At 66.7% G+C, this 22,567-nt stretch carries 15 protein-coding genes; 9 read left to right on the top strand and 6 right to left on the bottom strand.

Annotated elements, in window-relative coordinates:
• The first annotated feature begins 22 nt into the window (after positions 1 to 22).
• On the top strand, positions 23 to 2,614 hold the full coding sequence (gene clpB, locus ABRZ00_RS00140) for an ATP-dependent chaperone ClpB (RefSeq protein WP_368641528.1): 2,592 nt from the start codon (positions 23 to 25) through the stop codon (positions 2,612 to 2,614).
• Positions 2,615 to 2,850: 236 nt separating this feature from the next.
• Here the strand turns inward: clpB and ABRZ00_RS00135 are convergent, their stop codons facing one another.
• The gene (locus ABRZ00_RS00135) at positions 2,851 to 3,279 is read right to left on the bottom strand and encodes an MFS transporter (RefSeq protein ID WP_368641529.1); all 429 of its coding nucleotides are present in this window, start codon (positions 3,277 to 3,279) and stop codon (positions 2,851 to 2,853) included.
• A 145-nt stretch (positions 3,280 to 3,424) separates the two neighbouring features.
• Between ABRZ00_RS00135 and ABRZ00_RS00130 the strand changes: the two genes are divergently transcribed.
• Positions 3,425 to 3,904: a GntR family transcriptional regulator gene (locus tag ABRZ00_RS00130; RefSeq protein ID WP_368641530.1), complete on the top strand. Its 480-nt coding sequence runs from the start codon at positions 3,425 to 3,427 to the stop codon at positions 3,902 to 3,904.
• A complete protein-coding gene (locus ABRZ00_RS00125) occupies positions 3,793 to 4,515 on the top strand; it encodes an aminotransferase class I/II-fold pyridoxal phosphate-dependent enzyme (protein WP_368644656.1) in 723 nt (240 codons plus the stop codon). Before ABRZ00_RS00130 ends, ABRZ00_RS00125 begins: the two co-directional genes overlap by 112 nt.
• 31 nt (positions 4,516 to 4,546) lie before the next feature.
• Here ABRZ00_RS00125 and glnE read toward each other — a convergent pair whose 3' ends face one another.
• A complete protein-coding gene (gene glnE / locus ABRZ00_RS00120; RefSeq protein WP_368641531.1) occupies positions 4,547 to 7,303 on the bottom strand; it encodes a bifunctional [glutamate--ammonia ligase]-adenylyl-L-tyrosine phosphorylase/[glutamate--ammonia-ligase] adenylyltransferase in 2,757 nt (918 codons plus the stop codon).
• Positions 7,304 to 7,369: 66 nt separating this feature from the next.
• On the opposite strand from glnE, the gene ABRZ00_RS00115 reads away from it, so the two are divergent.
• A complete protein-coding gene (locus ABRZ00_RS00115; protein WP_368641532.1) occupies positions 7,370 to 10,963 on the top strand; it encodes a YhdP family protein in 3,594 nt (1,197 codons plus the stop codon).
• Between the two features lie 35 nt (positions 10,964 to 10,998).
• Here ABRZ00_RS00115 and ABRZ00_RS00110 read toward each other — a convergent pair whose 3' ends face one another.
• The gene (locus tag ABRZ00_RS00110; protein ID WP_343835527.1) at positions 10,999 to 11,424 is read right to left on the bottom strand and encodes an Lrp/AsnC family transcriptional regulator; all 426 of its coding nucleotides are present in this window, start codon (positions 11,422 to 11,424) and stop codon (positions 10,999 to 11,001) included.
• A gap of 155 nt (positions 11,425 to 11,579) precedes the next feature.
• Here ABRZ00_RS00110 and rocF point away from each other — a divergent pair, with 155 nt between their 5' ends.
• Entirely contained in the window at positions 11,580 to 12,512 is a 933-nt protein-coding gene (gene rocF / locus ABRZ00_RS00105; protein ID WP_368641533.1) for an arginase, read from the top strand.
• A 116-nt stretch (positions 12,513 to 12,628) separates the two neighbouring features.
• Here rocF and gdhA read toward each other — a convergent pair whose 3' ends face one another.
• The 3 genes from gdhA to trxA all read right to left on the bottom strand — a co-directional run bounded on the left by gdhA (position 12,629) and on the right by trxA (position 15,672).
• Entirely contained in the window at positions 12,629 to 13,969 is a 1,341-nt protein-coding gene (gene gdhA, locus ABRZ00_RS00100) for an NADP-specific glutamate dehydrogenase (protein ID WP_368641534.1), read from the bottom strand.
• Positions 13,970 to 13,988: 19 nt separating this feature from the next.
• Positions 13,989 to 15,245, bottom strand: coding sequence for a transcription termination factor Rho (gene rho / locus ABRZ00_RS00095; RefSeq protein ID WP_368640665.1), 1,257 nt, complete (start codon positions 15,243 to 15,245; stop codon positions 13,989 to 13,991).
• A gap of 100 nt (positions 15,246 to 15,345) precedes the next feature.
• Positions 15,346 to 15,672 (bottom strand): thioredoxin TrxA, encoded by a 327-nt coding sequence (gene trxA / locus ABRZ00_RS00090; RefSeq protein WP_343835513.1) that lies wholly within the window; start codon positions 15,670 to 15,672, stop codon positions 15,346 to 15,348.
• Positions 15,673 to 15,819: 147 nt separating this feature from the next.
• Between trxA and ABRZ00_RS00085 the strand changes: the two genes are divergently transcribed.
• The 4 genes from ABRZ00_RS00085 to ABRZ00_RS00070 all read left to right on the top strand — a co-directional run bounded on the left by ABRZ00_RS00085 (position 15,820) and on the right by ABRZ00_RS00070 (position 22,564).
• Complete coding sequence (locus ABRZ00_RS00085) at positions 15,820 to 17,781, top strand: DNA topoisomerase IV subunit B (protein WP_343835512.1); 1,962 nt, start codon at positions 15,820 to 15,822, stop codon at positions 17,779 to 17,781.
• Between the two features lie 9 nt (positions 17,782 to 17,790).
• The gene (gene parC / locus ABRZ00_RS00080) at positions 17,791 to 20,106 is read left to right on the top strand and encodes a DNA topoisomerase IV subunit A (protein ID WP_368641535.1); all 2,316 of its coding nucleotides are present in this window, start codon (positions 17,791 to 17,793) and stop codon (positions 20,104 to 20,106) included.
• A 37-nt stretch (positions 20,107 to 20,143) separates the two neighbouring features.
• Entirely contained in the window at positions 20,144 to 21,190 is a 1,047-nt protein-coding gene (locus ABRZ00_RS00075; RefSeq protein ID WP_368642828.1) for a CDP-6-deoxy-delta-3,4-glucoseen reductase, read from the top strand.
• A 120-nt stretch (positions 21,191 to 21,310) separates the two neighbouring features.
• Positions 21,311 to 22,564: a D-amino acid dehydrogenase gene (locus ABRZ00_RS00070; RefSeq protein WP_368641536.1), complete on the top strand. Its 1,254-nt coding sequence runs from the start codon at positions 21,311 to 21,313 to the stop codon at positions 22,562 to 22,564.
• Positions 22,565 to 22,567: the final 3 nt, after the last annotated feature.

Raw genomic sequence — 22,567 nt, 5'->3', positions numbered from 1 at the left:
TTCCCTATAAAGGGCTCCACCCATGCGATTCGACAAACTGACGACGAAGTTCCAACAGGCGCTCGCCGATGCCCAGAGCCTCGCGGTGCGTCATGACCATCCCTATATCGAGAATGCCCACCTGCTGGCGGCCCTGCTGGCCGACGCCGACAGCGGCGCGGCCAGCCTGCTGGCGCGTGCGGGCGTGGCGGTGCCGCGGCTGCAGGCCGAGCTGGACCGCCAGATCAAGGGCTTGCCCGTGGTGCAGGGCGCCGAGGGCAATGTCCAGGTCGGCCGAGACCTGCAGGCCGCCCTGGCGCGCACCGACAAGGAAGCCGGCCAGCGCGGTGACGCCTACATCGCCAGCGAACTCTACCTGCTGGCGCTGGCCGACGACAAGGGCGAGGTCGGGCGCGCCCTGCGCGAAGCCGGGCTCCAGCGCAAGGCGCTGGAAACCGCCATCGAGGCGGTGCGCGGCGGCGCGGCCGTGACGGGCGCCGAGGACGAGGACAACCGGCAGGCGCTGAAGAAATACACCCTGGACCTGACTGCCCGCGCCCGCGAAGGCAAGCTCGATCCGGTGATCGGGCGCGACGACGAGATCCGCCGCACCATCCAGATCCTGCAGCGGCGCACCAAGAACAACCCCGTGCTGATCGGCGAACCCGGCGTGGGCAAGACCGCCATCGTCGAAGGCCTGGCCCAGCGCATCGTCAATGGCGAGGTGCCGGAAACCCTGAAGGGCAAGCGCATCCTGTCGCTGGACTTGGCCGGCCTGTTGGCGGGCGCCAAATACCGGGGCGAGTTCGAAGAACGTTTGAAGGCCGTGCTGAAGGAATTGTCCCAGGATTCGGGCCAGACCATTGTCTTCATCGACGAACTGCACACCATGGTGGGCGCCGGCAAGGCCGAAGGCGCCATGGACGCCGGCAACATGCTCAAGCCCGCGCTGTCGCGCGGCGAACTGCACTGCGTGGGCGCCACCACCTTGGACGAATACCGGCAGTACATCGAAAAAGACGCCGCGCTGGAGCGCCGCTTCCAGAAGGTGCTGGTGGACGAGCCCAATGTGGAGTCCACCATCGCCATCCTGCGCGGCTTGCAAGAGCGCTACGAGCTGCACCACGGCGTGCAGATCACCGACCCGGCCATCGTCGCGGCGGCGGAACTGTCGCACCGCTATATCACGGATCGGTTCCTGCCCGACAAGGCCATCGACCTGATCGACGAGGCGGCGGCGCGCATCCGTATGGAAATCGACTCCAAGCCGGAAGTCATGGACCGGCTCGACCGGCGCATCATCCAATTGAAGATCGAACGCGAGGCTGTGCGCAAGGATACCGATGAAGCCTCCGAGCGCCGTCTGAAGGCCATTGAAGACGAGTTGGAATCGCTGCAGCGCGAGTACAACGACTACGAGGAAGTCTGGAAGGCGGAAAAGGCCGCCGTCCAGGGCTCTCAGGCCGTGAAAGAGGAAATCGACCAGGTGCGCGCCGAGATGGCGGAACTGCAGCGCAAGGGCCAGTACGACAAGCTCGCCGAGTTGCAGTACGGCCGCCTGCCCGAGCTGGAGGCGCGTCTGAAGGCGGCGGAATCCGCGCCCAAGGCAGAGGACGCCGACAAGCCGCGCCTGCTGCGCACCCAGGTCGGGGCCGAGGAGATCGCCGAGGTCGTGTCGCGGGCCACCGGCATCCCCGTGTCGCGCATGATGCAAGGCGAGCGCGCCAAGCTGCTGGGCATGGAAGCCGTGCTGCATGAGCGCGTGGTGGGTCAGGATGAAGCCGTGCGCCTGGTGTCCGAGGCCATCCGCCGCTCGCGTGCGGGGCTGTCGGACCCGAACCGGCCGTATGGTTCGTTCCTGTTCCTGGGGCCGACCGGCGTGGGCAAGACCGAACTCACCAAGGCGCTGGCCAGCTTCCTGTTCGATTCGGACAATCACCTGGTGCGCATCGACATGAGCGAATTCATGGAGAAGCATTCGGTCGCCCGCCTGATCGGCGCGCCGCCGGGCTACGTGGGCTACGAGGAAGGCGGCTATCTGACCGAAGCCGTGCGCCGCAAGCCCTACAGCGTGATCCTGCTCGACGAAGTCGAGAAGGCGCATCCGGACGTGTTCAACGTGCTGCTGCAGGTGCTGGACGACGGCCGCCTGACCGATGGGCAGGGCCGCACCGTGGATTTCCGCAATACGGTCATCATCATGACCTCGAACATCGGTTCGCAACACATCCAGAACATGACCGATCAGCCTTACGAGGTTGTCAAGGAAGTGATCCGCGACGAGTTGAAGACCGCGTTCCGGCCGGAGTTCCTGAACCGGATCGACGAGATCGTGGTATTCCATGGGCTGGATGCCGCGCATATCGAGCCGATCGCCCGCATCCAGCTCAAGCGCCTGGCCGAGCGCATGGCGCAGCAGGAAATGCGCCTGGAAGTGTCCGATGCGGCGGTCCAGGAACTGGCGCGCGCGGGCTACGACCCGGTGTTTGGCGCGCGGCCCCTGAAGCGCGCCATCCAGCAGCATGTGGAAAATCCGGTGGCGCGGCTCATTCTGGAAGGCCGCTTCGGCCCGAACGACGTCGTGCCGGTGGATTGGGATGGCGAGAAGTTCGTGTTCGAGCGCACCTTGCAGTAAGCGTGCCAGCCCTGGCCTTCAGCGCAGCAGCAGGACCGCACTGAACATCCAGGCGCCGTACAGGGTTTTCCAGCCGGCGCGCGCGCCCTGGGCCTGGCGGCGCTGCGCCGGCAGGGGCGTCCGGGTTCGCGCGATGTCCAGCTGGCTGCGGCCCGCGTGGCGGAGGTGTTGGCCAGGATCTAGCCACAGGCCGTTTGCCGACCGGGTCGTTCCCCGGATCGATCCGGCGGCCGGGCTCAGGCGCGTGCGGCGGTGGGGTTCGAGTCCGCGGCCGGATGGTGCCTGAGGCAGCGGTGAACGTAGGCCAGCAGGGCCAGGCAGAGCCCGATGCACGCCAGGTTGGTGCCGGCCCACCCCAGGCCTTGCAGCAGCAGGGCGGGCAGGAAGGCGCCGGCGGTCGCCATCACGGAAAGCCCCAGGTCGTTCAGGCCCTGCATTTCGATCGCATGGGGCTGGTCCCCCAGGATCCGGGCAAGCAGCGCGCTGCCGCCCACATCGGTGAAATTCCAGCCCAGGCCCAGGACCACCAGGCTCGCGACCAGCATCACGTAGTCGCTGGACACGAGGTTCAGGATGCTGGAGGCGGCCAGCAGCCCGATGCCGCCGGATACGACGGTCCTGAGACCCAGGCGGCCGATGATCGCCCCGGTGAAGAAGGATGGCAAGGGGCAGCTTCGAGGTCATCGGGTTTCGTCCGGTTGCGTGTCGTCTGGAGATATTGTGTCAGTTCAGACGCTGCGCCGACGGAAACACCGGCTGCTTTTCCCGCAAACTGTTTGAGCGTTTTTTCTAACAGTTGGACGGGCTGCGATGGGCCTTTATGACGATATCCGCTCGGACTTGCTGGCGGGCCGGTGGGAATGGGGCCAGCGGCTGCCTTCCATCCGTGCGATGGCCGCGCAGCGGCGGGTGAGCCTGCATACGGTGGTCAGCACCTACGGCCGCCTGGTGGGCGATGGCCTGCTCGAAGCGCAGCAGGGCCGGGGCTATTTCGTGGCGGTGCAGGGGCCCCTGCACCGGCCGGCGGCCCCTGCGGAAGCGCCGGTCCTTCCGGGCGATCCCTTGTTCCGGCTGCTGCAGGCGCCGCCCGGCCGCCACGTCAAGCTGGGTTGCGGCTGGCTGCCGCCGTCCTGGCGCGATACCGATCTGCTGGCGCGTGCCATCCGCCGGACCGGCTCATCACCACACTGGGCGCGACCCAGGCGCTGGACCTGGTGGCCCGGCAACTGCTCTCGCCCGGGGACCGGGTGCTGGTCGATGAGCCGTGCAACGGCAACCTGGTGCGGCTGATCAGGCTGTGCGGCGGCGAGCCGGTGGGCGTGCCCCGCCGGCAGGACGGCCCCGACCTCGAACTCCTGGACGACATCCTGTCGCGGCATCGTGTCCGTGCCTTTTTCTGCAACAGTACCTTCCATAACCCCACGGGCGCGGGCCTGACGCCCCGGGCGGCCTTCGGGATGCTGAAGCGCACCGAGGCGCACGATTTCCTGATCATCGAGGACGATGTGTACGGGGATTTCCACCCCGGGGGCCGCCAGACTTTCGCGGAACTGGACGGACTGGAGCGCGTCGTCCATACCATCCTGGCCGATGGCACCTACCTGCGCCACGCGCGCGCCATCCAGCGGCGGCTCGCCACGCAGCAGCAACTGACGCAGAAGGCGTTGCGCAACCTGGGCTGGCGGTTCGAGGTTGCACCCGCCGGAGGCATGTTCCTGTGGGCGGGGCATCCGGACCTGCCGGATCTGTCCGGTTTCATCGCGGGCCTGGAGGAAAAGGGCATTCTGCTGCTGCCGGGAGAGGCCTTTGCCGTGACGGCCGACTATCGCGCCATGACCCGCATCAACGCCGCCCATTTCTCGCCCACGCTGGCCGGAGCGTTCCGGGTGGGGGAGGCCTGATCCGGCCGGCCCCGCAGCCTGCGCCGCCGCTTCAGCCCTTGTTCTCCAGCACGTGCGCCCACAGCTGGCGCACCGCTTCGCGCTCGCGTGCGAATTCCGCCGGCGGCACGCGCGCCTTGTCGGCGCCCTGCAGGCGCAGCGTGTGCTGGCGCCGGCGGAAGACGCGGTAGGCATCCGCCGTTTCGGCCGCCAGCGTGCCGGGGATCAGGCCGGCGCGCGCCGCCAGGCCCAGCAGGGCGATGTTGCCCAGGTTGCCCAGCAGTTCTGGGTGGGCGCCAGCCTGACTAAGCACCAGGAACTGGATGATGAATTCGATGTCCACCATGCCGCCCCGGTCGTGTTTCAGGTCGAAGTCGCCGCTGCGGTTGGGGTGGCCTCGGGAAATCTTGTCCCGCATGGTCAGCACTTCGCGGCGCAGGGCCTCGGGGTCGCGCGGCAACAGCAGGATGCGCTGGCGGATGTCCTCGAAACGGGCGCCGATGGCGGCGTCGCCCGCCACGAAGCGCGCCCGGGTCAAAGCCTGATGCTCCCAGGGCCAGGCCTGCGTCAACTGGTAATGCTCAAAGGCGTCGATGGGCAGGGCCAGCAGCCCGGCGTCGCCATCCGGGCGCAGGCGCAGGTCGATCTCGTAGAGCCGGCCCGAGGAGGTCAGGGTGGACAGCCAGGACGCCACCCGGCGCCCCAGTTTCGCATAGCGTTCGCCAGCCTCCTGGTCGGGGTCGTCATAGAGAAAGACCAAGTCCAGGTCTGAGGCATAGCCGATTTCCTTTCCGCCCAGCTTGCCGTAGGCGATGATGGCAAAGCGCGGCTCGCCGGGGTCGGAGCGCCGGTCACGCGGCAGCACTTGGGGCCAGGCCCGGTGGATGGCCTCTGCCAGCATCAGGTCGGCCAGGGCAGACAGGTGATCGGCCAGCCCTTCGACGCTGATGACGTTTTCCAGATCCTGGGCCAGCAATTGAAAGGTGATCTGGTGCTGGACGTCGCGCATCAGGTTCATCTGCTGCTCCACATCGGCCTGCCCATCGGGCAGCAGGCAGGCGTCCAGATCGCTGCGCAACTGCTCGGCCAGGGCCGCGAAATCGGGCGCCTGCATGAGGCTGCGCCACTCGATCAGGCTGTCGAGCAACAGCGGGTAGCGGGTCAGGTATTCCGAAGCCCAGGGGCTGGCGAGGACGATGCGCGCTACGCGCGCCAGGGTCTCGGGATACTCGGCGAGCAGCGCCAGATAGGCGCTGCGCTGGGCAATATGCTCTACCAGGTTCAGCAGCCGCTGCAGTGCGACGGGCGGATCGTTCGTGCGCGCCGCCGCCTGGCGCAGGCCCGGCAGCAGCGCCTGCAGGCGCTGCAGGCTGGCGCGCGGCAAGCCGCGGACTCGGTGGCTGTCCAGCAGGGCGTCGATGCGGGCCTGCATCGCGTCGGCCTGATCGTCGGACAGAACGGCGGCGGGGGTCTCGGCCGGCGGGGTTTCCGGTTCCTCCGCATCGCCGCCCATGCCGGCGATGCGGAACGCGTTGCGGAAACAGTGCGAGACGCAGGCGCGGTGGCGGTCCAGGTCGGCCAGGAATCCGGCGGTATCGGCGTAGCCCATGGCCTGCGCCAGCGCCTCCATGCCTTCGTCCGTGCGCGGCAGCAGATGGGTCTGCTCATCCTCGCGATATTGCAGCATGTGTTCAACCCGCCGCAGGTGGACGTAGGCGGCCTCCAGGCCGGCGGCCTGGGCTTCGTCCAGGATGCCGGCCCGGCGCTGCTTGTGCAGGGCCGCCAGCAGATTGCGTTGCTGCAGGGAGGGCTGGCGGCCCGCCCGGATCAACTGATTGAGCTGAACGACGAACTCGATCTCGCGGATGCCGCCTTCGCCCAGTTTGATGTTGTGGCGGGTATCCAGGCCTTTGCGGGCCTGGGCGCGGCGCTGCCAGTCCATGCGGATGCGCTCGCGCAAACCGCGCAGGGCCGATAGCGCGTCGAAATCGAAATACTTGCGGTAGACGAAGGGCCGCCGCAGCGATTCGACGTCGCGCGCCTGGGCGGCGAAGGCCGCCTCGTCGAACAGCGGACAGGGGATCAGCCGGGCCTTGAGCCAGGCGTAGCGCTCCCACTCTCGTCCCTGAACCACCAGGTAGTTCTCCAGCGCGGCCAGGCTCCAGGCGAGCGGCCCGCAGTCGCCGTCCGGGCGCAGGCGCAGATCGGTGCGGAAAACGATGCCGTCGGCATCGGGTTCCGACAGGATGGGCATCATCAGGCGGCAGACCTTGCCGTAGAACTCGTGATGGCTGATGCGCCGCCGGCCATCGGTTTCCCCCTCCTCGTCGTAGAGCATGATCAGGTCGATGTCCGAGGAGACGTTCAACTCCTTGCCGCCCAGCTTGCCCATGCCCAGGATCAGCATGTCCTGAGGGGCGCCCGTGGTGGGATGACGGGGGACGCCGTGCGTGTCCATCAGCGTATGCATGGCGCAGGCGTAGGCCTCGCCGACCGCCAGGTCGGCAAGATGCGACATGGCCGCCACGACCTCGTGCAGGGGCGCCTGCCCGGCGATATCCCGCACGGTCAGGGCGGCGAAGGCCCGGGCGCGCAACTGCCGCAGCGCACGCCGCAGCTCGGCCTGGGGAACCGGCCGGGGGGGCTCGGGGCCGAGCAGTTCCGCGTACCAGTCGGTCAAGGTCTTGCGGGTGACGGGCCGGGCGGCGTCGGCGGCCAGGCGGGATTCCTGGCCCGGATGGGCCGTCAGGTAGCGCCGCAGGGCGCCGGACCATTGCAGGGCGGGCTTGAATATAATGGTCTCGGACATGGGGACTGCCTGCGGTAAGCGGGTTCCGGGGGGGCAAAAGACCCCTAACATACTGCAAAAGGTGGCATGCGCCAATTCATTTCACGCCATGGTTCCACCTGGGGGCGGCGGTTGCTTTCAGCCGCCGTCTGCGTGTATTTCTGCGTCGGGATCGCGCTGCTGGCCTTGCGGTATGTGGTGTTGCCGCAGATCGACGTCTGGCGCCCCCGGGTCGCCGCGCAACTGGCCGAGGCGCTGGGCGTCCAGGTCGAGCTTGGCGTCATCCAGGTCCGCTGGCATGGCTGGGATCCCGAATTCGATCTGCAAGGCGTCCGCTTGCGGACGAACGACGGCCGCGACTTGCTGACCCTTCCCGAGACGCGCGCCCGGCTGGACTGGCGCGCGATTCTGCCGGGACGGCAAGGATGGCTGGAGCTGCGGGTCCGGGGCATGGATTTGACGCTGGATCGCTTGCCGGACGGGCGCCTCAGCGTGCTGGGGCAGATCGTCGGCCCGGAGGGCGCCCAGCCCGCTGCCGACGCGCGCGTCCTGCGCTGGCTGCTGGCTCAGCCCCGGATTTCTTTTCACGACGCGACCCTGCATTGGGTGGACCAGCGGCGCGCCGCGCCCGAGCTGCGCCTGGAAGGCGTCGAGGCGGTCCTGGCGCATGAGGCCGGGGGGCTGGGCCTGTCCCTGAGCGCCCGGGTGCCGGATGCGGCTGACGCCCGCCTGGATCTACGGGCGCGTCTCGCGGATCCGGATGCGCTGGCGCAGGGGAGCCTGCCTGCGGACTGGCAGGCTTGGCTGCAGGTCGGGCCGGTCCTGCCCCGCGCCTGGACCGCATGGCTGGATGTGCCGCCGGCCCTGCGACAGGGTGGGCTGCAGGCCCAGGCCTGGATCCAGGCCCAGGATGCGCGCCCCCGCCTGACCCTGCTGCTGGAGGCCGAAGCCGTGCATTGGGTCGAGGCCGCCAGCCTGGATCTGACGGTTTCCCGTGCCGGTATCTGGGCTTCGGGCGCACTGGATCAATGGCGGGCTCTGGAGCAGGGCGGCCCGATGCCCGAGGGGCTGGGTTTCCAGGTGCGCGCCCAGGGGGCGCGGGGAGCCATGCCGGCCGTGTTCGCACAGCCTGTGGCCCCGGGTTTCGTCGAAGCCCGGGGGCGTCTGCACAAGGACGGCGCCTGGGCTTTGACACTGTCGGACCTGGATTGGCGCAACCCCGACATCGCCTTGCGGGGCGAGGGCGGCTGGCGCTCCGGCGGCGCCGCCGGCCAGGCCGATTTCCGGGGCACCATCGCCCGAGCCCGACTGAATGCGATCCACCGTTATCTGCCGTTGGAGGTCAATCCGGATGCCCGGGACTGGCTCGCAGGCGGTCTTCAGGCGGGCGAGGTCGTGGATGCGCGCTGGCGGTTGCAGGGCGACCTGGCCGAGTTCCCCTTCGGCGTCCGGCCTGAGGCGGGCGATTTTCGTGTCCAGGGAAGCTTTCGCGGCGCCCGCATCGAGTTCGTGCCCGGGGCCGCGCCACAGGACACCTGGCCTGTGCTGGAGGATGTCGCGGGCACGGCCGACCTGCATCGCACCGATCTGCGGCTGACGGCCTCCACGGCGCGGATGCGTCCCGAGGCCGGCCAGGAAATCGCCCTGTCGGGCCTGCGGGCCCGGATTCCGGATCTGGAATACGAGTCCACCTTGCATGTTTCGGGCCAGACGGCCGCGCCGGGCGAGGCCTATATGGCGCTTATCCGGCATTCGCCGCTGGCGGCCCTGCTGGATGGTGTATTCGACGAGGCGAGCGCCGGGGGCGACTGGGCCGTGCCTCTGTCCCTGACCATTCCCCTGCTGCACAGCGAGGACACCCAGGTCCAGGGGCGCGTGGATCTGCGGCAGGGCAGCCTGCGGTTCTTGCCGCATGCGCCGGCCTTCGAGGCCATCGAGGGGCGGCTGCATTTCAATGAGCAGGGCGTGCGCGTGGCTCGGCCCCTGAGCGCGCGGCTGCTGGGCTCGGAGGTGCGGATCAGCGGCGGCCTGGGCGGTCCCCGGGACGGCGGGCTGGACCTCCGCGGCCGTATCGACGCCCGGGCGCTGGCGGACTATGTCGGTGTGCCGGGGATGCGGCGGATCACGGGCGCCCTGGATTACCGGGCGACGTTGCGCATGCAGGGACGCGCCACGGTGTTCGAACTCAATTCGGACACCCGGGGCCTGGCGCTGGATTTCCCCGCGCCGCTGGGCAAGCCGGCCGGCCAGCCCCAGACCCTGCATGTGCAGTGGTCGGATGCCGACCCCCGTTCGGACCGCCTGGAGGCGCGGTACGGCGATATGCTGCGCCTGGCGCTGCGGCACGATCGCAAGACGCAAAAAGGGCCTTACTTCCAGGGGGCTGCCGTCGGAGCCGGCCGGGCTGCCGATGCGAGCGCGGACGGCATGCAGGTCCAGGTGGCCTATCCTTTGTTCGACCTCGATCTGTGGAATCGGATCGTCGACGAGTTTTCCATTCCCCGGCGCGGCACCGGCGCCCAGCAAACAGCCGCGCGCCCGCTCTGGCCGGATCTGAGCCTGCTCAGCGTCCAGGCCGACCAGTTGCGGATGTTGGGCACGCGCCTGGACGCCGCCGTGTTGCGGGTATCGCACACCCCCGAGGAACGGTGGTCGATGAACCTGCGCTCGGAGCAGACCAGCGGCACTCTCAAATGGCAGGAGCTCGATGGCCGGGTGCTGGGCCGGGTATCCGCGCGTTTCGACCGCTTGAGTCTGGGGGACGATCCGCACGATCACGGTTCTTTGCTGCCCGAGGCCGTTCCGGATGAGGATGCGGCCTTTGACGACGATCTGGAGATCCCCGGCATCGTGCTGCAAGCCGATGAACTGCGTCTGTACGGGCATTCGATGGGGGCTCTTTCCCTGGAAGGCGTGCGCGATGGCGCCCGCAAGGTCTGGGAGTTGAACAATCTGCGCCTGGGCAATGAGGATGCCCGCCTGCGTGGAACGGGCATCTGGCGTTTGCGCGGGCCGGAACGCGGCCTCGAACTCACCGCCTCGGTCCAGGCCGCCGACCTGGGCGCGTGGATGACTCGGGCCGGCTGGAAAGACGTGCTGTCCGGCGGCGTAGGCACGGTCAAGGGGCGCTTCCAGTGGCGAAATCTGCCATGGACGCGCGAAAAATCGGACTTGAGCGGCAACCTGCAGATCGAGCTGGACAAGGGGCGGTTCCAGAAACTGGGATCGCACACGGCCAAGCTGCTGGAGTTCCTGTCCCTGCAGTCCATCACCCGGCTGACGAAGTTGGACCGCGGCCTGGCCGGCTTGCCCCAGGACGGTTTTCCCTTCGACCAGTTGCGCGGCGCCATGGACATGGACCGGGGGCGCGTGAAGATCCGCGACTACAAGGTGATCGGCCCTGTGGGCACCATCCTGCTCGAAGGCAGCACCAACATCATGGATGAAGCGCTGGACCTGCAGGCCGTTATCGTGCCCAATCTGGACGTCAGCGGGGCGGCCCTGGCCGCGGGCATCGCCATCAATCCGCTGGTCGGCCTGGGGGCCTTCGTGACTCAGTGGTTGTTGAAGGCACCGTTGGCCAAAAGCATGACGGCGCGCTACCGCGTGACGGGGACGTGGGACGAGCCCAAGGTCGAAGAGATTCCCGCCGATGCGCAGGTTCAAAACGCCGCGGATTGACGGGGCCGGCGACCGGCGGCGCGGGCGCGGCGCGCTCAGTGCAGTTGCAGGGTTTTCAGGTGCAGACTGGTCTCGGTGGCCGAGATCCCCTTGATGAGCCGGATGTGTTCCAGCGCCTCGGAAAGCTGGGCGATATTGGTGACCCTGAGCTCCGCCAGCAGATCCCAGCGGCCGTTGGTGTCGTGCAGCGCCCAGACCGCCGGTTCGCCGGAAAGGGCATGGATGATGCGCGAGGCTTCGTGGCCTTCGATGGCGATGCTCATCCAGGCCACGATTTCCTGCGGCTGAGAATCGGCCTGCACCCGCACGGTATAGCCCAGGATGACGTGGTCGCGCTCCATGCGGGCGATGCGGTTGCAGATGGTGCCGCGCGAGACACCCAGTTTCTTGGCCAGGGTGGCGGCCGAGATGCGGGCGTCGCTGCGCAGATAGGACAGAATCTGGTGATCGAGCGAATCCATGATCCCTCTCGTTTTGATTGAACAGACAAAATAGATATTTAATCTGTTCAAAATACTATCATTTATTATAGAAAATTGACGCTATGAATTGTTCTCTTGATCGAGAATAATGACACCAGGCTCGACGGAGGGGCGTCAATCGACGGAGCATGAAAATGACGAAAAAAGTGGCGGCCTTGATCGGCGTGCCCACGGATGTCGGCGCAGGCGCGCGCGGGGCATCCATGGGGCCGGAGGCCTTGCGCGTGGCCGGTCTGGCGCGTGCGCTGGCCCGGCAGGGACTGCAGGTCGAGGACACCGGCAACCTGAGCGGCCCCTTCAATCCCTGGCAGCCGCCGCTCGACGGCTATCGGCATCTGCCCGAGGTGCTGCAATGGAACCACACCCTGTTCGACGCCGTGACGGCGCAACTGCAGGCGGGCCGCATGCCCGTGATGCTGGGCGGGGATCATTGCCTGGGCGTCGGTTCGGTGGGGGCGGTCGCCCGCCACTGCAGTCGGACCGGGCGCCCCTTGCGCGTGTTCTGGCTGGATGCCCATACGGATTTCAATACGGCGTGCCTGACGCCCAGTGGCAATGTGCACGGCATGCCGGTCGCCTGTCTGTGCGGTTTCGGCCCCGACGAACTGGTGCACCTGGGCGGCCAGGGCCCCGCCTTGCAGGCGGGCGACCTGCGCATGATCGGTATCCGCAGCGTGGATCGCCAGGAGCGCCTGTTCGTGCATGAACAGGGCCTGGACGTCTATGACATGCGCATGATCGACGAAATCGGGATGCGGGCGGTGATGCAGGCGGCGTTGGCGGATCTGCCCGAAGACGCCCACATCCATGTCAGCTTCGACGTGGATTTTCTGGATCCGTCCTATGCGCCCGGCGTGGGCACTACGGTCCAGGGAGGCCCGACCTGGCGCGAGGCCCAGTTGTGCATGGAGATGCTGGCCGACACGGGCCGGGTCGCCTCTCTGGACATCGTTGAACTGAACCCCGCGCTGGATGTGCGCAACGGCACCGCCGAGGCGGCGGTGCAGATGGTCGAAAGCCTTTTCGGCAAAAGCACCCTGGTGAGAGAGGGGCCGTCTGCACCATGATCCGGCCTGCTCCGGGTCTGCAATAAGGGGCCTTGGCCATCGGTTCCGATCCCCATGAAAAAAGCTCCCGAAGGAGCTTTTTTCATGGGGGAGGTGATCGTGGCGCATAGGGTGCGTCAGTAGACCCCCTGGGCCAGCATGGCGTCGGCGACCTTCACGAAACCGGCGATGTTGGCGCCGTTCAGGTAGTTGACGGCCTTGCCGTTACTGCCGTAATGCACGCAGTTTTCATGGATGTCACGCATGATGGCGTGCAGCTTGGCGTCGACTTCTTCGCGGGTCCAGTGCAGGCGCTGGGCGTTCTGGCTCATTTCCAGGCCGGAGACGGCCACGCCGCCCGCGTTGCTGGCCTTGCCGGGGGCATACAGCACGCCGGCCGCAATGAAGGCTTCGGCCGCTTCGATGCTGGAGGGCATGTTGGCGCCTTCGGCCACGCAGCGCACGCCGTTGGCGATCAGGGCGCGGGCGTCCTCGATTTCGAGTTCGTTCTGGGTCGCGCAGGGCAGGGCCACGTCCACGGGCACGTGCCAGGGGCGCTTGCCCGCTTCGTAGGTGAGGCCGAACTGTTTGGCGTATTCTTCGACGCGGCCGCGCTTCTCGTTCTTCAGTTCGATCAGGGCGGCCAGCTTTTCAGTCGTGAAACCCGCCGGATCGACCACGCAGCCGTGGGAATCGGATACCGTGACGACCTTGGCGCCCAGTTGCAGGCATTTCTCGATGGTGTATTGCGCCACGTTGCCCGAGCCCGAGACCGAGACCGTATAGCCTTCGAGCGACTGGCCGGCGTGCTTGAGCATTTCTTCCGCGAAGTAGACCGTGCCGTAGCCGGTGGCCTCGGGGCGGATCAGGCTGCCGCCAAAGCTCAGACCCTTGCCGGTGAAGACGCAGGCGCTCTGGTTGGACAGTTTTTTCATCATGCCGGCCATGAAGCCGACTTCGCGCGCGCCCACGCCGATGTCTCCGGCCGGCACGTCCGTGTCCGGGCCGAGATGACGGTGCAGTTCCAGGATCAGCGCCTGGCAGAAACGCATGACCTCGGCGTCGGACTTGCCTTTGGGGTCGAAGTCGGAACCGCCCTTGCCGCCGCCCATGGGCAGGGTGGTCAGCGCGTTCTTGAAGGTCTGCTCGAAAGCCAGGAATTTCAGGATGGAGAGGTTCACCGAGGGGTGAAACCGCATGCCGCCCTTGTAGGGACCGATCGCCGAATTGTGCTGGATGCGAAAGCCGCGATTGACCTGGAACCGGCCGGCGTCGTCCATCCAACTGATGCGGAACTGCAGGGCGCGCTCCGGCTCGACGAGACGCTCGAGCAGCGCCTGGCTGGCGTAGCGCGGGTTCTGCTGGATGAAAGGCCACAGGCTGTGCATCACTTCTTTCACAGCTTGCATGAATTCGGGTTGATGCGGATCCCGGGCCTGAATCCGGGTGAGGAACTGATCGACGGAAGGAAGTGTCATCAAAGGGGCTCGCTTGTGCTTATTTCTTCATCATGTCAAAAAATTCGGCGTTGTTTTTGGTGGCCCGGATTTTGTCCAGGATGAATTCCATTGCTTCGACGTCATCCATGTCGTGGATGAATTTGCGCAGTACCCAGATCTTCTGTAGAAGTTCGGGCTTGATCAGGAGCTCTTCGCGACGCGTGCCGGATTTGTTCAGGTTGATGGCCGGGTAGATGCGTTTCTCGGCCAGTCGGCGCTCCAGGTGCACCTCGGAGTTGCCGGTGCCCTTGAATTCTTCGTAGATCACTTCGTCCATGCGGCTGCCGGTCTCGATCAGGGCGGTGCCGATGATCGTCAGGGAGCCGCCTTCTTCGAGGTTGCGCGCGGCGCCGAAGAAGCGCTTGGGGCGCTGCAGGGCGTTGGCGTCCACCCCGCCGGTCAGGACCTTGCCCGAGGCCGGCACGACCGTGTTGTAGGCGCGCGCCAGGCGCGTGATCGAATCCAGCAGGATGACCACGTCCTTTTTCATTTCAACCAGGCGTTTGGCCTTCTCGATGACCATTTCAGCGACCTGGACGTGGCGCGTGGCCGGTTCGTCGAAGGTCGAGGCCACGACCTCGCCGCGCACGGTGCGCTGCATTTCAGTGACTTCTTCGGGGCGTTCGTCCACCAGCAGTACGATCATCACCGCGTCGGGATAGTTGTCGGTGATGGCGTGCGCGATGTGCTGCATGATCACGGTCTTGCCGGACTTCGGGCTGGCCACGATCAGCGCGCGCTGGCCTTTGCCGATGGGCGCGAAGATGTCCATGATCCGCCCGGTGACGTTTTCCTTGCTCTTGATGTCGCGCTCCAGGAGCAGCGGCGCGTCGGGATGCAGCGGCGTCAGGTTCTCGAACATGATCCGGTGCTTGATGGCTTCCGGAACCGTGCCGTTGACCTTGTCGACCTTGACCAGGGCAAAGTAGCGCTCGCCGTCCTTGGGCGTGCGGACTTCGCCTTCGATGGAGTCGCCCGTATGCAGGTTGAAGCGGCGGATCTGCGAAGGCGAGATGTAGATGTCGTCGGTGCTCGCCAGGTAGGACGTGTCCGGCGAACGCAGGAAGCCGAAGCCGTCGGGCAGGACTTCCAGGACCCCGTCGCCGAAAATCTGCTCGCCCTGTTTGGCGCGCCGCTTCATGATGGCAAACATCAATTCCTGTTTGCGCAGCCGATTGGCGTTTTCGATCTCGAGACCGGCGGCCATTTCGAGCAACTGCGAAACGTGCAGCGCTTTGAGTTCGTTCAGGTGCATGTGAAGGAGGGGGAAGAAAGTGAAGGTCGTCGGATGGTCGGCGAACCCGGGACCGGGTTCGCGCGCGGAAACGAATCAATGAAACGGATGGGCGGGAGGATCAGAGGGCTTCGTCGAGGAAAGCCTGGAGCTGGCTGCGGGACAGGGCGCCGACCTTGGTGGCGGCGACCTTGCCGTCCTTGAACAGCATCAAGGTGGGAATGCCGCGGATGCCGTACTTGGCGGCGCTGTCGGGGTTTTCGTCGACGTTGAGCTTGGCGATGGTGACGCGGCCCTGATATTGGGCGGCGACTTCGTCGAGCAGGGGGGCGATCATTTTGCAGGGACCGCACCATTCGGCCCAATAGTCGACCAGAACAGGCAAATCGGATTGGAGCACGTCGCCCGGAAAGGACGCGTCGCTGACGTGCTTGATGGAGTCACTCATGTCGTGTGCGCGGATGCGAGGGTCAAGGGAAGACGGCGGGCCGGGAAGAAACCGCCCTGAGGAAGGGCGCATCGGACCGATGAAGATAAGCATACCATTATCTCCGTAAAATAGTCGTCTTTTGCGATCAGACATGGACGGAACACATTGAGCACCGCACGCTACGATGAATCATCGATCCGCGTCCTCAAGGGGCTGGAGCCGGTACGCCAACGCCCCGGGATGTACACGCGCACCGACAATCCGCTGCACATCATCCAGGAAGTCGTCGACAATGCCGCCGACGAGGCGCTGGCCGGATACGCCCGCAACATCGGGGTCACGCTGCACGCCGACGGCAGCCTGACCGTCGAGGACGACGGGCGCGGCATCCCGGTGGGCGAACACCCCGAAGAGCATGCCCCCGTGGTCGAACTGGTCTTCACCCGCCTGCATGCCGGAGGCAAGTTCAACAAGGCCGATGGCGGGGCCTACGCTTTTTCCGGCGGCCTGCACGGGGTGGGGGTGTCGGTCACCAATGCCTTGTCCACGCGGCTCGAAGTCACCGTCTGGCGCGAGGGCGGCGAGTGGCGCATCGTCTTTGCCGATGGCGCGGTGATCGAGCCCCTGGCCCAGGTGGGCAGCGTCGGCAGGCGGCGTTCCGGAACCCGGGTGCGGGCCTGGCCCGACGCGCGCTATTTCGACCATGCACAGGTTCCCCTGGGAGACCTGGAGCACGCATTGCGCAGCAAGGCGGTGCTGTTGCCGGGCACGCGGGTCACATTGACGCTCGAGAAATCCGGCCAGCGGCGCGAATGGCACTACGAATCGGGCCTGCGCGGCTACCTGAACGAGGCGCTGAGCGGCGCGCCGACCCTGGCGCCGCTGTTCGAGGGCGGCCAGCATGCGGATCAGGATGACGAACAGTTCGCCCCGGGCGAGGGCGCCCAGTGGGTCGTGGCCTGGACCGAGGACGGCCCGGTGGTGCGCGAATCCTACGTCAATCTGATTGCCACGCCGGCGGGCGGCACCCATGAGTCAGGCCTGCGCGAAGGCTTGTTCAACGCCGTCAAATCATTCGCCGAACTGCATAATCTGCTGCCCAAGGGCATCCGTCTGTTGCCTGAAGACGTGTACGCGCGCGCCAGCTTCATCCTGTCGGCCAAGATCCTGGATCCGCAGTTCCAGGGTCAGATCAAGGAGCGCCTGAACAGCCGCGACGCGGTGCGTCTCGTGGGCGGGTTCTTGCGCAATGCGCTGGAGCTCTGGCTGCATGCCAACGTGGAATACGGCAAGAAGATCGCCGAACTGGCCATCGGCCAGGCGCAGGCCCGCTCGCGCGCGGCGCGCAAAGTCGAAAAGCGCAAGGGCTCGGGGGTCGCCGTGCTGCCGGGCAAGCTCACCGACTGCGAATCGACGGACGTGAGCCGCACCGAAGTCTTTCTGGTCGAAGGCGATTCGGCGGGCGGTTCGGCCAAGATGGGCCGCGACAAAGAGTTCCAGGCCATCCTGCCGCTGCGCGGCAAGATCCTGAACGCCTGGGAGGTCGAGCGCGACCGGCTGTTCGCCAATCAGGAAATCCACGACATTTCCGTGGCCATCGGCGTCGATCCGCACGGCCCCGGCCAGGCGGCCGATCTGTCGGGTCTGCGCTACGGCCGCATCTGCATCCTGTCGGATGCGGATGTGGACGGCGCACATATCCAGGTGCTGCTGCTGACCTTGTTCCTGCGCCACTTTCCGCGCCTGATCGAGGCCGGGCATGTCTACGTCGCCCGCCCGCCGCTGTTTCGCGTGGACGTGCCGGCGGCCGGCAAGCGCCCGGCGCGCAAGCTCTACTGTCTGGATCAGGCGGAGCTGGACTCCGTGCTGGACAAGCTGCGCGGCGAGGGGCTGCGCGAAGGCGGCTGGCGCATCAGCCGCTTCAAGGGCCTGGGCGAGATGAATGCCGAGCAGCTCTGGGATACGACGCTGAACCCGGATACCCGCCGTCTGGCGCGGGTGCGGCACGGCGACGAGGGCCTGGAAGCGTCGGCGCGGATGTTCGATATGCTGATGGCGCGCGGCGAGGCCGCCCAGCGGCGCGGCTGGCTCGAAGAAAAGGGCAATCTGGCCGATGTGGATGTTTAAGGACTGGGAATGGATCTGAATCAGACGGAATTGTTGAACGGCGACGACGAAGGCCTGGTCCTGGCGCGCTATGCCGAGCAGGCCTACCTGGACTATGCCGTGTCGGTGGTGCGCGGCCGTGCGCTGCCGGAGGTTTCCGACGGACAGAAACCGGTGCAGCGCCGCATCCTGTACGCCATGGACGCCATGGGCCTGGGGCCGCAGGCCCGGCCCGTGAAATCCGCCCGCGTCGTGGGCGACGTGCTGGGCAAATACCATCCGCACGGCGACCAGGCGGCGTATGACGCCATGGTGCGCATGGCCCAGGATTTCGCCCTGCGTTACCCCCTGATCGACGGGCAGGGCAATTTCGGCTCGCGCGATGGCGACAACGCCGCCGCCATGCGCTACACCGAGGCCCGCCTGACGCCATTTTCCCGGTTGCTGCTCGACGAACTGGACGAAGGTACGGTCGATTTCACGCCCAACTATGATGGCAGCCAGCAGGAGCCCGTCTGCCTGCCCGCGCGTTTGCCCATCATGCTGCTGAACGGCGCTTCGGGCATCGCGGTGGGCATGGCCACGGAAATCCCCTCGCACAATCTGCGCGAAGTGGCGCGCGCCTGCGTGGCCTTGTTGCGCAGGCCGGCCCTGTCCGACGAGGAACTCTTCGCCCTGGTGCCGGGGCCGGATTTTCCCGGAGGAGGCCAGATCATCACGCCGGCCGAGGACATCGCCCAGATTTATGCCAGCGGCCGGGGCACGTTGAAGGCCCGCGCACGCTGGCACTTCGAGGACATGGCGCGCGGCCAGTGGCAACTGGTGGTCACCGAATTGCCGCCGGGCGCTTCGTCCCAGAAAATCCTTGAAACCATCGAGGACCTGACCAACCCCAAGCCGCGCGCCGGCAAGAAATCCCTGTCGGCCGAACAGCAGCAGACCAAGGCGCTGGTGCTCAACATGCTGGATTCGGTGCGCGATGAGTCCGGCAAGCAGGATCCGGTACGGCTGGTTTTCGAGCCCAAGAGCAGCCGCGTCGACCGCAACGAGTTCGTCAATATGCTGCTGGTGCGCACCGGCCTGGAAGGCAATGTGCCCATCAATCTGGTGTGCATCGACACCGATGGCCGTCCGGGCCAGCGCACCTTGCGCCAGATCCTGGAGTCCTGGCTGGCCTTTCGCGCGCAGACGGTCACGCGGCGCACGCGCCATCGCCTGGACAAGGTGCTGGACCGCATTCACATTCTGGAAGGCCGCAGCATCGTCTACCTGAACGTCGACGAAGTCATCCGCACCATCCGCGAAGCGGACGATCCTCGCGCGGCGCTGATGGAGCGCTTTCGCCTGAGCGAGCGCCAGGCCGACGACATCCTGGAGATGCGCCTGCGCCAACTGGCCCGGCTGGAGGGCATCCGCATCGAGCAGGAACTGGCGCAAAAACGCGAGGATCGGTTGGCGCTGCAGGAGTTGCTCGACGACACGGCCGCCTTCAAGCGGCTGGTGATCCGCGAGATTGAAGCCGATGCCAAGCAGTACGGCGACGATCGCCGCACCCTGATTGAAACGGCCGAGCGGGCCGTCCTGGAGACCCAGGTGGTGGACGAGCCCGTGACGGTGATCGTGTCCCAGAAGGGCTGGCTGCGGGCGCGCCAAGGGCATGGCCACGATGCTTCCCAGTTCGGCTTCAAGACGGGCGATGCGTTGTACGACGCCATCGAATGCCGCAGTACGCAGGAGCTCATGGCGTTGTCGAACTCAGGCCGCTCCTACAGCATTGCGGTAGCCAATCTGCCTTCGGCGCGCGGCGACGGGCAACCGGTGACTTCCATGATCGGCCTGGAGCCGGGCGGCCGCATCGTCCACATGCTGGCGGGCGCGTCCGAACGGCGGGTGCTGCTGGGTGTGGCTTCCGGTTATGGCTTTCTGGCGCGGATCGGCGACTTGTCGACCCGCCAGCACGCGGGCAAGCAGTTCATCACGGTGGACAAGGGCGATACGTTGCTCAAGCCGCTGCCGCTGCGTCCCGACGACACGGCCGTGGCCCTGCTCAGCCGCAAGGGCAAGTTCCTGGTGGTGGCGCTCGATGAGCTCAAGACATTGGCCAGCGGCGGGCGCGGCACCATCCTGATGGGGCTGGACGAGGGCGACCGCATCGAGCAGTGGGCCGGTGTCGGCGCGGCGGGCGTCGTGCTGCGCGGCGTCTATCGGGCGCGCGACACGGAATTGACCCTCACGCCCGACGAGCTGGCTCAATATGCCGGCCGACGGGCCCGAAAAGGGCGCTTGCTGGACGTCAAGATCAAGCAGCCCAGCCTCTGGCCGGGAGCGGAAGGCCAGTCGGACTAAAATGGAATTCCTGCAACACGCCGATGGAATCCACATCATGAGCTTCAAGGTCACGGTGCTGCCGGCCAACCGGGAATTCACGGCCGAGCCGGGGCAGACGGTCCTGGATGCCGCCTTGGCGGCCGGCATCGTTTTGCCCTACAGCTGCCGCAACGGCACCTGCTCCACCTGCGCGGGACAGGTGCTTTCGGGTGAATACGACGCCGGCCCCGCGCCGGCCCGCATCCTCGATGCGGCCGATTTGGCACGGGGCCATACCTTGCTGTGCCAGGCGCGGCCGTCCTCCGATCTCGTGATCGAGGCCCGCGAGGTGCGCATGGCCGACGACATCGTGGTGCGCAAGATGCCTGTGCGGGTGTTGTCCCTGGAGCCCTTGGCGCCCGATGTGATGGAAATCACCCTGCAGTTGCCTTCGGCGGAGGCTTTCCGCTTTCAGCCGGGGCAGTACCTGGAATTCATCCTCAAGGATGGCAGCCGGCGCAGCTATTCCATGGCCTGCGGCCAGGCCGACGAGCATCGGGTGCGCCTGCACGTGCGCCACATGCCGGGCGGGCTGTTCACCAGCCGGGTCTTCGGCGTGGGTGCCGAACCGCTCAAGCCCCGCGAAATCCTGCGCATCGAAGGTCCGCTGGGCGCCTTCTTCCTGGAACCGGACGATCCGCGGCCCATCATCTTCCTGGCCAGCGGCACGGGGTTCGCTCCGATCCGGGCCATGGTCGAGGGCATGCTCGCCCGGGGCGATGCGCGACCCGCGACGCTGTACTGGGGCGGGCGCCGCCCGGCCGACCTGTATCAGCGGGCCCTGGTGTCCGAATGGCAGAGCCAATTGCCGGGCCTGCGCTTCGTGCCGGTGTTGTCCGAGGCCGAGCCCGACGATGGGTGGACGGGCCGCACCGGCTGGGTACATCAGGCCGTCATGGATGACTTCCCCGATCTGTCCGGGCACCAGGTCTATGCCTGCGGTTCCCCGGCCATGGTCGAAGCCGCGCGGCGCGACTTCGTCGGGCAATGCGGGCTGTCGCCGGAGGCCTTCCATGCCGACGCCTTCACCTCCGCCGCCGACCGGGTAGGAGCCGAAGCATGAAAAAGAATACTCCCCGCTTTCATCTCGGGACGGCCCAGCGATGAAAAATACCCCCCACGCTGCGCCTTCGGCTTGCTTCCCCCCCGAGGGGGGCGCTTTTCATCTTGGGACGGCCCAGCGATGAAAATTGCCGTTTTCGGTGCGGGAATCATCGGGGTGTCCAGTGCTTGGTGGCTGGCGCGCGCCGGGCACGAGGTCGAGGTCATCGAGCGCCGTCCTGGCGCGGCGCTGGAGACCAGCCGGGCCAATGGCGGGCAGATTTCCGTTTGCTACGCCGAGCCCTGGGCCAGCGCCCATACGCTGCGCAAGGTGCTGCGCTGGATCGGGCGGTCCGATGCGCCGCTGCGCGTGTCGCCGCGTCTGGATCCGCGGCAATGGCTTTGGTGCGCGCGCTTCCTGAACGAATGCCGAGGGTCGCGCTTCACGGCGAATCTGCGCGCCATGGTGACTCTGGCGCAATACAGCCGCGCCACGCTGCGCGAACTGCGGTCCGATCTGGGCATCGAATACGATCACCTCGAGCGCGGCATCCTGGCTTTTTACCGCGATCCGCGCGAATTCGAGCACGCCCGGGCCAGCGCCGCGCAGATGCGCGAACTGGGGGTGGAGCGGCGGATCGTCGACGCGGCTGAAGTGCTGCGCATCGAGCCGGCCCTGGCGGCAGCCCGGGACCCGATCATCGGCGGCGATTTCACGGCCGATGATGAGTCCGGCGACGTGCACCTGTTCACGCGCGCCCTGGCCGAGCGTGCGCGGGCCGCGGGGGTCGTCTTTCGCTACGGCACCCGGGTCAACCGGCTGGTGCCCGTGGACGGCCGCGTTTCAGTGGCGGAACTGATCGAGCCCGATGGCTATTTCCGGCCCTTGCAGGCCGACGCCTATGTACTGGCTCTGGGCAGTTTCACGCCGGAACTGACGGCGCCGTTGGGGTTGTCCTGCCCGGTCTGGCCGGCCAAGGGTTATTCCGCCACATTCCGTTTGAAGAATCCGGAAGCCGCGCCCATGGTCAGCCTGGTCGACCAGGAAGGCAAGATCGTTTTTTCGAGGCTGGGCGATCGATTGCGCATGGCCGGGACGGCCGAGATCGGCGGCTATTCCCGCGCCCTGGATACCGGCCGTTGCAATCGGCTGGTCGAGCGGGCCCGGGCCCTGTTCCCAAGCGCCCTCGATTTTGCTAATGTTCAGTTCTGGTCCGGCCTGCGGCCCACGACGCCTTCCAACGTTCCCCTCATCGGCCGTACCCGGATACGCAATCTCTACCTGAACACAGGCCATGGCAGCCTCGGCTGGACCATGGGAGCGGGTTCGGGCAGAGTGCTGGCTGATCTGGTGTCCGGCAGGGCGCCGGATATCGACTTTCCTTTTTTGGATTGACCC

The sequence above is a fragment of the Castellaniella ginsengisoli genome, assembly GCF_040955415.1.
GTDB classification, from domain to species: domain Bacteria; phylum Pseudomonadota; class Gammaproteobacteria; order Burkholderiales; family Burkholderiaceae_B; genus Castellaniella; species Castellaniella ginsengisoli.
This window is presented reverse-complemented; position numbering and strand designations above follow the sequence as displayed.